Raw genomic sequence first — 11,905 nt, 5'->3', positions numbered from 1 at the left:
GCTGCGCACTCTCACCTCAGCGGTTCACACCTACCCTTCTTTAACTATTATGTTGCGCTATTCTCGTTTATTTAAGCAATCTTCTAAATGTTTCACTTCCCACATTATGCTTCACAAGAATAATAAATTTTGTTCAATTTTTTTCCAAAACTATGTATTTTTTTTGAACAGCATATAATGTCCTCGACATCATTTTACAAAATCAACCGCTACTTTGTCATGTTTTTCTCAAAAAAGAAGAAAAGTTGACAAAAATAAAATAGGAAAGTGACATGCACTCCCCTATTTTATTTCTCTATGCATATGAATGTAAACCGGCAATAATTAAGTTTACTACAATAAAGTTAAACATAATGATTGCAAAACCAATTACTGCAAGCCAAGCTGACTTCTCTCCATGCCATCCTTTTGATAGGCGTAAATGTAATACTGCCGCATAAAAGAGCCAAGTGATAAGTGCCCAAACCTCTTTTGGATCCCAGCCCCAAAAACGTGTCCACGCTATTTGTGCCCAAATCATCGCAAAAATTAATGCACCTAATGTGAACACTGGGAATCCAATTGCAATAGATCGATATCCGATTTCATCTAGTAAATCACTATTCGTATTCTTTACTAACGGCTGAAGTGCCGCCGATACTCGCTTCCGTAAAACAAGTCTTAATACAATATACAGTAATGTTCCAACTAACACTGACCAAATAACAGTATTTAATTTTTTCGCATTTACAATCGCTGGAACTTCAACTGCCGGTTCTAATTTATTTTCTGTCAGTAACTTCCCTTCGTGCGGTCCAACTAAAGCCGGAAGATTGTATTTCATTTCCACTTGTTGTTCATTTTTATCAATCCATTGAAACTTCGCTTCATATTTCATACTAGAAAATACCGTTGTTACTCCAATAAATCCAACTGTACAAACAAGTGTAAATACTACCGTCTCTAGCCAAAATGTACGTTTACTTCTCGTCGATTGATCTACATTTTTCAATAAATACATAACACCTGTAATAAAACTAATCGCTAAAATGGCTTGTCCTGCTGCTGCCGTCGTCACGTGAATATGTAACCAATTACTTTTTAAAGATGGAATAAGCGGAGATATTTCCCTCGGAAACATACTTGCATAGGCAATTAATAAAAGCGCAACTGGTAATGCAAATAGTCCGATTATGCTTACACGGTACATAAAATACATGACAATAAATGCTCCTACAAGCATCATGCCGAAAAATGTACCGAATTCAAAAAAGTTACTAACTGGCGCATGTCCTGATGCAATCCACCTTGTAACAAAATATACTGTTTGTGCAATAAACCCTAAAATTGTAATCGTTATTCCTACATTTGCCCATTTATGACCCTTTTCTTTAATTGCTCCCCCGAAAAATAGAGTGGCAATTAAATATAAAATAAATGCGGTAAAGAGAAAGTTACTACTTATTTGCACCATATCGTTTCCCCACCTTAACTAATTTTTTTATCAATTACTTTATCATTTGGCTGTGGAATTGCTGTACCTTCTAGTACTCTTTCAATATCTTTCTTTAAACCGAACCAATTTTTATTTGTATGCCCTGCAATCCACCATTCATCATTAACACGTTGTATCCAAATACGGCGATGATTCCAATACATACCTTGAATGACACCAACCATAAATATAAATCCTCCAATGCCGAGAATCCAAAGCGTTAAATCTTTTCTTACAGTAAGTGCTGTGGCATTTTGCATTTCAACACCTGCAAACGACATTTTATATTTGTTGTTTCCATCTGGTTCTATATTTTGCTGAATACCAACAAAACTCACTTCACCATCTGGTGTTTCAGGTGTAAACATTTTAAATACAAATGCAGGATTGTTTGGTAATTTCGTTTTTGTATTTGGTTTTCCATTCTCATCAAAATAAAAATCAGGAAAATAGCTTAATAGTTCTAGAGAATAACCATTTCCTAAATCATATTTTTCCTTAGGATTCGTTAAATCTACTTTAATTGGTCCCCACTTTTGATTATTTTCTTTATTTTGCAAGTTAAAGGACATACTTTTAAATTCACTTTCTTTATAATCCACTTGATACACTGCAAATTGATCAAATTTCAGTGGTTCATTCACTCGAATTTCCGCTTCTTTTACTTTTTCTAATTTCGGTTTTTGTCCTGCTATATTTTCTCCTACTGCTTTATATAATACGGCATTCGTTTGGAAGTTTTTCGCAATCATTTTATCGCCTACACGATCAATCGCTTCATCAAAAACTTCCTTGTCCTTACTTTTATCATAAACTTCTTTTATAAATTTCTCGTTTTTTAAGTAGTATTGTCCATCCGTCCCTGGTATTTCTTTCGTTTCACCGTCACGTAACCAAAGTGCTTCGTCTACGTACATACTCGGTAAAAAACGAAGCATCGCACCGAATAAAAAGATAATAAGACCGATATGATTTACATATGGACCCCAACGCGAGAAGCGTCCCTTTTCTGCTAAAACGTTTCCGTCTTCCACTTTCACGTTATAGTTTCTTTTCTTTAAATTCTCTTGCACTCTTTCCAGGTCACCTTCTTGCGGTGTACCAGTCCCATATAATCTCTGTCTCTTTAAAAAACTAGGATGTCTTTTTACGCCTTGCTTTTTTAAAGCTTTATAAAGTGGAATAACGCGGTCTAAACTACATATCACAAGTGAAATACCGATAGAAGCAATCAAAATCATATACCACCATGAACCGTATAAATTATTAAACCCTAATTGATAGTATAATTGTCCTAAAAATCCATATTCTTGTTTATAATATTCAGCTGGTGCAATACCTGGAGTTATGTACATTTCTTGCGGAAATATAGTTCCTATCGCTGATGCAGCTAAAGTTATTACGATTAGCCATACACCTACTTTTACAGAAGAGAAAAAGCTCCAAATTTTATCGACTATCGTTTTTGTCTGCGTGAGAGATCTCCGTGCACTCCCCTCATAGCGCATATCCAATAGTTTTGCATTTTCATTGCTTTCAAATGGTTTCCCGCAAGCTTCACAAAAAACGGTTCCTATCGGATTAACATGTCCACATTCACATTTAATTTCTTTCAACACTCTCACCGCCCCTGTATCTATATGTACTATTGTATATTCTAACCTCAAGTTACCGCAATACTCAGAATTTTTAAACCAGAGGCACTATAAACACGCACCCCTTATGTAAAGGCTTTCTTTATTACGGAGTAATTTTCTTTAAATACCCTTCTAACTGTTCTTTCGTTTGTTCCCCTATAATTTGCTCCACTACTTTTCCATCTTTATCAATCAAAAAGCTTGTCGGTAAAGGACCTACTCCATATGTTCCTATAATCTTTTGTCCTTTATCAATGGCAACTGGGAATTTCAAACCATATTGGTTCACAAAGTTCTTTACTGCAATATCCGTTTCATCTGCATCTAACGCTATGATTTCAACGCCTTTTTCTTTATACTTTGGATATAATTCATTCATATAAGGCATTTCTTTTTCACAAGGTTTACACCACGTGCCCCAAAAGTTTAAAAATACACCTTTTCCCTTTAAATCTTTTAGTTCAATTTTCTTTCCTTCTAAATCCGTCACAATAAAGTTAGGTGCTTCTTTTCCGATTTGCATTTTCTCTTTATTAGCAAAGAATCCTTGATAAAGGGTAAATCCTACAGCACCACATAAAATGAGTAGAATAATAACGCGAAATAATAAGCGATTTTTCTTCATATTATCTCTCCTCTCCTCGGTAAATGTTATGTATTATCTTCTGTAAATGTTGTATTGAATAAATCACCAGCAGAGCACTCCACTGGTGAATTTTTAACTCTATAGCTTATCTTGGCTTTGTAGAAGCAAGCGCGCGTAATTGTTTCACCTCATGTGGTGTCAATTCTCTCGCATCACCAGGTCGCAGGCTTCCTACTTCTAAGAAAGCATAACGTTCACGTTTTAATTTCACTACTTTACAGTCTAACGCTTCAAACATACGACGTACTTGACGATTACGTCCTTCATGAATTGTTAATTGTACAATAGCCATCTCTTTACGCTTGTCCCAAGAAATAATTTTCACACGTGCTGGTGCTGTTTTACCGTCTTCTAACGTAACACCGCGTTCTAACATGCGAATTTTCTCACCTGTTAATGGCCCTTTTATTTTTGCAACATATGTTTTTTCAACTTTATATCTAGGATGCATTAATACGTTTGCGAAGTCCCCATCGTTTGTCATTAATAATACGCCAGACGTATCATAATCTAAGCGTCCGATTGGGAATAAACGTTGTGTAATTTCCGGGAAAAAGTCCGTTACAACACTTCTTCCTTTATCGTCTGATACACTTGAAATTACGCCAGTTGGTTTATATAGTAAAAAATAAACAGGTTCTTCTTTTTCAAGAGGGATATTATTTACTTCTACTTTATCTTGAGGAGTTACTTTTGTCCCTAACTCTTTCACTATTTTTCCATTAACTTTCACTTTTCCTTGCTGAATTAATTCCTCAGCCTTTCTTCTCGATGCAATACCTGCTTGCGCAATCACTTTTTGTAATCGTTCCATTTCTTTTTTTCACCTCGAATTTATCTTACCTTACATTAGAAAGACTTGGCAACCGCATACGCTTTACGGCTATTCGCTTCATCTTACTTAAACAACATAGCGATGATAATAAACATATAAAGGTCAAATCATGTTTTTACCCTTTATTATTGTCCATATTTTTCATATTTCTCACAATAAAAGTTCATCATTTTGTCAAAAATACCACATAAAAAAACCACTATTAAGCTACACCTTAATAGTGGTCGTATACGTATTATAAGCGAAATAGCGTAAAAAATGAATAGTATTACTGAAACAATAAAGAAACGAACACAATTGAGCATATAATCCCGATTAAATCTGCAAAAAGTCCTACTTTTAGTGCATCCCCCATTTTTCTAATCCCAACCGCTCCAAAATATACAGTTAAAATATAGAAAGTCGTATCTGTGCTCCCTTGCATCGTAGAAGCCAATCTCCCAATAAACGAATCTGGCCCATATGTTGCAATTAAATCGGTCGTAATACTTAAACCAGCAGAGCCTGAAATAGGGCGTATAAGTGCTAAGGGTACAATTTCTGCTGGAACATGGATCAAATCTAACATTGGCTTCATTACCGATATCATTGCATCTAACGCACCTGAAGACCGGAATATAGAAATAGACACAAGCATTCCAACCATAAACGGTAAGATGGAAATTGCAATTTGAATCCCTTCTTTTCCTCCCTCAACGAACGATTCATACGTCGGCACTTTCTTTATTGTGCCATATAAAAGGATAAAACCAATTACACAAGGGATTACCCATAAGGAAATTGTATTTACAATGCTCATTTTTTCCGCCCCTTTCTACTCCTTCTTCGGTAAAAATAGCGGTCAATCCAAATTGCCCCAATCATAGAAAGTACTTGTGCAATAAATGTTACCCCAACAATTTCAGTAGGATTCGCTGATTCATACGTCATTCGAATGGAAATGACTGTCGTAGGAATTAATGTAATAGCTGATGTATTTAATGCTAGAAACGTCACCATAGAACGGCTCGCCGAATCCTTTCCTCCATTTAACTCTTTCAGTTGTTCCATCGCTTTAATACCAAGAGGGGTCGCTGCATTACCTAGACCAAAAAAGTTTGCCATCATATTTGATAGAATAAATCCCATAGACGGATGATCCTTTGGTATTTCTGGAAACAACCTTTTTACTATCGGCATAAAAAGTGTAACTAATTTTTTTAACAATCCGGCTTCCTCTGCAATTTTCATTAAACCGAGCCAAAATACTAAAACACTAATAAGTCCTATACAAATCGTTACCGCATCTTTTGCTCCGTCAAATACAGCTTTATTCACTTCTTCCATCGTTCCATTTATCATGGCGTATACAATCCCAATGACAGCCATCGCTACCCATACGAGATTAACCATCGTTCCCAACACCTATCATGTAAGAAAAAATTTCTTTCACATTATTCCAGTAAAGTCCCGTTGTAGCTACTAACTTTCGTTTACTATAAAATAAATTCCGTTCTCCAACTTTTTCATTACCAACATAAATGTCTGTCTTCCCAACCTTTACTCCATCCGTAAGTTTTGTACTTTTATCGAGTTCAACTTTTAATACTACGTTCTTTTTTTCTTCTTCAGTTAACGGTACCGAAAAACTATTTTTCGTATAAACATGGTTGGCATACTTCTTTTCATTTATTTCAGCAATTGCTCCTTGTCCTAAAACTTTCGTTTGTTTGAAACGGTCAAAACCTTTATCAAACAAATTCATATGATCATCCCAATCACTAGAGGCACTCAAAGTTACGACAATTAAATCTAGTCCACCTTTTGATGCCGTTGTAACAAGCGTTCGCCCAGCTTTCTTCGTAAAGCCTGTTTTTCCCCCTGTTGCAAATTCATAATAAGACGTTACCAGCTTATGTTTATTTTTCCACGGGTAATCCCAAGAATCTGATTTATATGTTTTGGTTCCAAAGATTTTCTTAAATGTCTCGTTTCCCATTGCATATTTCGTTAATAATGCCATATCGTAAGCCGACGAATAATGTGATCCATCTCCATCTAAGCCATGAGGGTTTGAGAAGTGCGTATCTTTCATTCCAATTTCTTTCGCTTTTTGATTCATTAAATATACGAATCCATCTATACTCCCACCCACACTTTCAGCAATTACTTGCGCTGCGTCATTACCAGATCTAAGCATGAGTCCGTATACTAAATCTTCTAACTTCACTTTTTGTCCAGGCTTTAAATAGATTGCCGATCCTTCCACCCTCACCGCTTCATTACTAACTGATACCATTTCTTTCATCTTCCCTGATTCAGCAGCTAATAAGGCGGTCATAATTTTTGTTATACTAGCAATTTTTTGAGGCTCATGTTCTGCCTTTCCGTATAATACACGACCAGACTGTTGCTCCATTAATACAGCATTTCGAGCACTAACATTGCTGTTTATCTTTGCATATGTAGGAATCGGCATAACGCTTGCATACATCATAAGAAGCGTAATGATTACACAAATTCGTCTCATATTTCCCCCCACGTCCTTTTGGCACTTTTTGTACAAGTGTATGCTTGGCCTTTTAAAATATGAACGAAATCTTCCTTCTACTTCCATTAAAAAAGACGCAGAGAATTTGCGTCTAATATGGTGTCCATTCAATTTGTTTCGCAGTTTCAAACCTTTTTTCTACATCAGGCCAATTTACAATATTCCACCAGTTTTTAATATATTCATCTTTTCGATTTTGGTATTGTAAATAATACGCATGTTCCCAGACATCTAGTACAAGGAGCGGTATCGTATCCCATTGTGTAAATAATTGATGAAGTGTACTTTGCAAAATTTCTAACCTTCCAGACCGGGGTACCCAAACGAGAATTGCCCAGCCTGAACCTTCTACTTTAGAGGCTGCTTCTGTAAAATGTTTTTGGAAACGTAAAAAGCTCCCAAAATCTTGTTCAATTTGTTGTGAAAAAGTTCCTCTTGGACTTCCACCACCGTCTTTTTTCATGTTATTCCAAAATATCGTGTGTAAGTAATGACCTGACCCATGAAAAGCCGCTTCCCTTTCCCAATGCTTAATTAAATCAAATTTATTTGTTTTTCTCGCTTCTTCCATCATCTTCTCTGCTTTATTTAATCCTTCCACGTAACTCCGATGATGTTTATCATGATGTAACATCATAATTTCTTTAGAAATATACGGTTCTAACGCATTATATGGATAAGGTAATGGCGGGAGTGTATGTCCTCCAATTGGGACAGCTCGTTCACTATCCCCTCTTTCATATAATTCATATTCCTCTTCTTCTTGCATAAATACTTCCTGCAAGTGATGCTGAATATGTTCTACATCATCGCTTATTTCATACATAAACTCTGCATCTGTTTCATACTCATGCTCTTTCATACGCTCTAATAACGTCTGAATTTTATAAGCAAGCATATGGACATCATACACTTCCATTGCGCGACTATCTAATACGTGAAGAACACTTTCACACCAATTTTCTACTTCATGAAAGTAATCTGTAAATACACCTTGCTGATTCATGTTGCACCTCCCTAATGCTATCCACTTAACTATATTCAATGAAAATCCCTTATATAACTGTACAAAAGGAAAAGAAGCTAAGTCACCTTAGCTTCTTTTCCTCAATCAATATTTGTGTAACATCTTTGTCTGATAATCCGTCTCATAATATTCTAGTTCTTCACGCATCAATTGAAATTTACCTTCTAAACTCTTCATCACTTGCTCTAAAGATGCAGGTGGTGTTTGTTGAAAAACGATAGAATTTTTCCCTGTATATGCAGACCGACTATTTTCATACCAATGATCACTCTTCGGTGAAAAAAACTCTGCAATTACTTGATGGTAAATCTTATATAAAATTTTTTCAGCTGCTGTTTTTCGAAATGGCTGGCTATTCAACAAAACAAAACATGCATCCTGTCCTTCTTCGCAAAAAACGAGAAGTCGTCTCATTGATGCTAATAACCCTTTATAATATCGCTCATTCCCTGCTGGTGTTTCCTCTAATAAAGAAGGTAACGTATGATAATTTACATAATTGGTTATTAAATTAATAGCATCTTCTAAAAATATAGAAACTTGTTCTGTTTGATTTTCAACCATAAAATTAGACATTTTTTCTCTCTCCTTTGCCATTTCACGCTATTTCTACTCTTTTATTTTTATGTAATTCAGCCAATATTTCTTGTACTTTCGACACCGTTCCCTCATCAAAATATTGTTGAAATTCTTCCATATTATTTAAATACAAACGTTTTTGCGCACGAAGCTCCTTATCTTTCATTAAACAACATATCGCTACAATATCGCGCAAATATATGTTTTGTTCTTCTACTTTATACACTGGATTTCCTTCAAAAGGAGTAATTTCTTGTAAAACTTCTTCAAAATATCGAACGTATAAAACCGAAAAAGTTTTCTCTTTACCATTTAATATATATGTCACTTCAGATCTGTTAAAAAAATCTTCTGATGTATTAGGTTTCTCTTTTTCTAACTCATATCCTACGTAACCTTTTATAATCATATACTCCCCCCTCAACCTTCTTTCACCTTATTCTAACTTAATTTTCTGATAAACAAAATATTCTTTTAAATATACCTATATAAAAAATAGCTCCCCTATACAGGAAATTACCTTTTTATTTTTCTTGAAGTTTGTCATAATAATATTATTGTCTCAGTTTTCTTATACAAGGAGAGTTGTATTTATGTCGTTTTCATGGAAACGTTTCTTACAAATCGGGAAAATTATCTTCCCATTTGTTGTATTAACAATTGTATTCTTTCAAGCAAAAAAAGAATTAGCGGGCATTTCTTTTTTAGAAGCGATTGATACAATTAAAAACATTCCAACTGGAGGAGTCTTTTTAGCAATTACACTTGGTGCATTCGCTGTATCAACAATGTTCTTTTATGACTATGTTATGCTTCGTTACTTAAAAGCTGACATTCCTGTCCAAAAGATTTTCCGTATCTCGTGGATTGCTAATACTTTAAATGGATTTATCGGGTTTGGTGGTCTTGTTGGAGCCGGCGTACGCACAATGCTTTATCGTCCATATATAAAAGAAAATGGAAAACTTATTAAAAGTATCGCTTGGATGACAACTGCCTTTATTAATGGATTAGCCATTCTTTCATTTCTTGGTCTTATCGGAATATTAGACACGAGATTTATTTTGCATGAAAAACCATGGCTATGGCCTGTTCTTATCTTCTTCGCTCTTTTCGTCCCTATATATATCGGATTTTCTAAATTAAAAAATAGAAAAGCGACGCAAACAGAGGAACAAGAAGAAGAGGAGAAAAACCCAACTGTTTTATACTCATTAGTTTCATTAGTCGAATGGGTATCTGCTGGTATTGTTATGTACGTCATATTACTATTATTTGGCATTGAAATCGAATTCCAAAAGTTTTTAGGCGTATATGTTATTGCTGCTTTAGCTGGTGTCGTTAGTCTTGTTCCTGGTGGCCTTGGATCATTTGATCTTGTCTTCTTAACTGGGCTTGGGCAATACGGCATCGATACAGGTGTTTTACTCCCTGCTATGTTATTATATCGTCTCGTCTATTACATCTTGCCCTTCTGCCTTGGTCTCATTTTTGCAGCTTTTGAAATGACAGGAGTAGCCATTAAAAAGTTTGAAGATAAACCTTTTATTGCGCCTGCATTAGAGACAACTGGTGTTATATGGACTTTGCAGCGTGACTTTCTAGGAAAGTTAGGTTCTTGGGCATCTGCTGCTTTAACAGTATTTGCTGGCTTAATGGTTATTTTATCAACCATTCTACCGACAAGTATAAATCGGGCACACGCCTTACATATTCTAGCTCCAAAACATCTTATTCAATTTTCTTTTAGCTTATCGCTAACATTCGGTATTCTCCTCCTCATTCTTTCGCGGGGGATATATTACGGAACAAAACGTTCTTATTATATGACGATTGTATCTTTAATTGGAGCGGCTATTTTTAACACACTAAAAGGAATTGATGTTGAAGAAACTTTTATTTTATTAATCGTACTCGCTGTATTGTATATGCTTCGTAAAAGGTTTGTACGTGAGAAAATGGAAGTCTCACTTTCCGATATCGTAAAAGTTTTTATATTCCTACTTGTAACGTTATATTTATATAAAAACTTAGGTATTTTATTTGCAGGTGCAAAAGAAGCTTTCAAACCTGATTTTGTCGTTCGTAATATTACACAAGTAAAACGAAGTGCATTAGCAGCTGCCTTTTTTGTTCCTACTTTTTTACTAATTGGTTCACTCATTGCAAATCGTTATCGAAATGAATTTCCCGGGCAACCAGCTAATGATAAACGATTACAAAACTTCTTAGATGAACATGGTGGAAATGTACTTAGTCATTTAGGTTTTTTAGGAGATAAACAGTTCTTTTTCAGTAGTGATGGAAAAGCACTCATTCTCTTCTCAATAACTGGAAAACGACTTATTGTACTGGGTGATCCAATTGGGGACCCTTCCTCCTATCGTACTGTATTGCAAGAGTTTTTAGCTGAGGCTGATCGATTTGGATACATTTGTGTATTCTATCAAATTGAAAGTAAATGGATGAGTTTATACCACGATTTTGGTTATAACTTCTTTAAGCTTGGTGAAGAAGCTGTTGTTGATTTAAATACCTTTACAATAACAGGAAAGAAACGCGCTGGCATGCGAGCTACTTTCAACCGTTTTGAAAGAGAAGGCTATACATTCTCTATTCATGAGCCACCTTTCTCCGACGAATTATATGAAGAGTTAAGAAAAGTTTCAGATGCATGGCTTGGTGGAAAAAAAGAGAAAGGTTTTTCACTCGGATACTTCGATCGTGAATATATTAGTCGCGCTCCTATCGCAACATTATCTGATGCGGATGGAAAAATTATTGCATTCACAACATTCATGCCTGTATATCAAAACGGATCATTATCTGTCGATTTAATGCGATATTATCCAGATGCGCCTAGCGGCATTATGGACGCAATTTTCATCCACTTATTCCAGTGGGCAAAAGAAAATGAATACCACTCCTTTAATATCGGTATGGCACCACTTTCAAATGTTGGTTTATCCACACAGTCTTTCTGGTCTGAACGAGTGGCTGCTGCAATCTTTAATAACGTTCGTTATACGTATAGTTTCAGCGGATTACGACATTTTAAAGAAAAATATAAACCAGCATGGAGCGGTAAATATTTAGCATTTAGGAAGAATCATTCTTTACCAATTACAATGCTCTCTGTAACAAAATTAATAGGAAAAAGAAAAAACAGCTAAATTC

Annotated in this window: 11 protein-coding genes; 1 reads left to right on the top strand and 10 read right to left on the bottom strand. The window is 35.3% G+C overall.

The annotated features are described in order from the left end of the window. Window positions 1-295 precede the first annotated feature (295 nt). The 10 genes from resC to ACUL40_RS27420 all read right to left on the bottom strand — a co-directional run bounded on the left by resC (window position 296) and on the right by ACUL40_RS27420 (window position 9,137). Window positions 296-1,453, bottom strand: coding sequence for a cytochrome c biogenesis protein ResC (gene resC / locus ACUL40_RS27465; RefSeq protein ID WP_000250083.1), 1,158 nt, complete (start codon window positions 1,451-1,453; stop codon window positions 296-298). Window positions 1,454-1,467: 14 nt separating this feature from the next. After that, window positions 1,468-3,093: a cytochrome c biogenesis protein ResB gene (gene resB, locus ACUL40_RS27460; RefSeq protein ID WP_000910522.1), complete on the bottom strand. Its 1,626-nt coding sequence runs from the start codon at window positions 3,091-3,093 to the stop codon at window positions 1,468-1,470. Window positions 3,094-3,214: 121 nt separating this feature from the next. Next, window positions 3,215-3,736, bottom strand: a complete 522-nt coding sequence (resA, locus tag ACUL40_RS27455; RefSeq protein ID WP_000742192.1) for a thiol-disulfide oxidoreductase ResA — start codon at window positions 3,734-3,736, stop codon at window positions 3,215-3,217. Window positions 3,737-3,842: 106 nt separating this feature from the next. Next, window positions 3,843-4,571 (bottom strand): 23S rRNA pseudouridine(2605) synthase RluB, encoded by a 729-nt coding sequence (gene rluB / locus ACUL40_RS27450; protein WP_000440556.1) that lies wholly within the window; start codon window positions 4,569-4,571, stop codon window positions 3,843-3,845. A 289-nt stretch (window positions 4,572-4,860) separates the two neighbouring features. Beyond that, entirely contained in the window at window positions 4,861-5,391 is a 531-nt protein-coding gene (gene spmB, locus ACUL40_RS27445) for a spore maturation protein SpmB (protein WP_000029514.1), read from the bottom strand. Then, window positions 5,388-5,984 carry a spore maturation protein SpmA gene (spmA, locus tag ACUL40_RS27440; protein WP_000247811.1) on the bottom strand — a complete coding sequence of 199 codons (597 nt, stop codon included), beginning with the start codon at window positions 5,982-5,984 and terminating at the stop codon, window positions 5,388-5,390. The genes spmB and spmA overlap by 4 nt, the downstream gene beginning before the upstream one ends. Beyond that, window positions 5,977-7,101, bottom strand: coding sequence for a D-alanyl-D-alanine carboxypeptidase family protein (locus ACUL40_RS27435; protein ID WP_001252635.1), 1,125 nt, complete (start codon window positions 7,099-7,101; stop codon window positions 5,977-5,979). The genes spmA and ACUL40_RS27435 overlap by 8 nt, the downstream gene beginning before the upstream one ends. 112 nt (window positions 7,102-7,213) lie before the next feature. Beyond that, the gene (locus tag ACUL40_RS27430; RefSeq protein ID WP_074047853.1) at window positions 7,214-8,128 is read right to left on the bottom strand and encodes a superoxide dismutase; all 915 of its coding nucleotides are present in this window, start codon (window positions 8,126-8,128) and stop codon (window positions 7,214-7,216) included. A gap of 105 nt (window positions 8,129-8,233) precedes the next feature. Beyond that, complete coding sequence (locus tag ACUL40_RS27425; protein WP_000064519.1) at window positions 8,234-8,725, bottom strand: YpuI family protein; 492 nt, start codon at window positions 8,723-8,725, stop codon at window positions 8,234-8,236. Window positions 8,726-8,747: 22 nt separating this feature from the next. Further along, on the bottom strand, window positions 8,748-9,137 hold the full coding sequence (locus ACUL40_RS27420) for a hypothetical protein (protein ID WP_000584367.1): 390 nt from the start codon (window positions 9,135-9,137) through the stop codon (window positions 8,748-8,750). Window positions 9,138-9,321: 184 nt separating this feature from the next. Between ACUL40_RS27420 and mprF the strand changes: the two genes are divergently transcribed. Then, window positions 9,322-11,901: a bifunctional lysylphosphatidylglycerol flippase/synthetase MprF gene (gene mprF, locus ACUL40_RS27415; protein ID WP_000010848.1), complete on the top strand. Its 2,580-nt coding sequence runs from the start codon at window positions 9,322-9,324 to the stop codon at window positions 11,899-11,901. Window positions 11,902-11,905 lie beyond the last annotated feature (4 nt).

It is taken from the genome of Bacillus sp. KNSH39 (assembly GCF_052656585.1).
The sequence above is the reverse complement of the archived record's forward strand: the minus strand, read 5'-3'. Positions and strand labels throughout refer to the sequence as shown.

Bases quoted from the DNA above. Each gene is read 5' to 3' on its own strand.
- ACUL40_RS27425 (WP_000064519.1), bottom strand. From the start codon at position 8,725: ATGTCTAATTTTATGGTTGAAAATCAAACAGAACAAGTTTCTATATTT.
- spmB (WP_000029514.1), bottom strand. From the start codon at position 5,391: ATGAGCATTGTAAATACAATTTCCTTATGGGTAATCCCTTGTGTAATT.
- rluB (WP_000440556.1), bottom strand. From the start codon at position 4,571: ATGGAACGATTACAAAAAGTGATTGCGCAAGCAGGTATTGCATCGAGA.
- mprF (WP_000010848.1), top strand. From the start codon at position 9,322: ATGTCGTTTTCATGGAAACGTTTCTTACAAATCGGGAAAATTATCTTC.
- spmA (WP_000247811.1), bottom strand. From the start codon at position 5,984: ATGGTTAATCTCGTATGGGTAGCGATGGCTGTCATTGGGATTGTATAC.
- ACUL40_RS27420 (WP_000584367.1), bottom strand. From the start codon at position 9,137: ATGATTATAAAAGGTTACGTAGGATATGAGTTAGAAAAAGAGAAACCT.
- ACUL40_RS27430 (WP_074047853.1), bottom strand. From the start codon at position 8,128: ATGAATCAGCAAGGTGTATTTACAGATTACTTTCATGAAGTAGAAAAT.
- resC (WP_000250083.1), bottom strand. From the start codon at position 1,453: ATGGTGCAAATAAGTAGTAACTTTCTCTTTACCGCATTTATTTTATAT.
- resA (WP_000742192.1), bottom strand. From the start codon at position 3,736: ATGAAGAAAAATCGCTTATTATTTCGCGTTATTATTCTACTCATTTTA.
- ACUL40_RS27435 (WP_001252635.1), bottom strand. From the start codon at position 7,101: ATGAGACGAATTTGTGTAATCATTACGCTTCTTATGATGTATGCAAGC.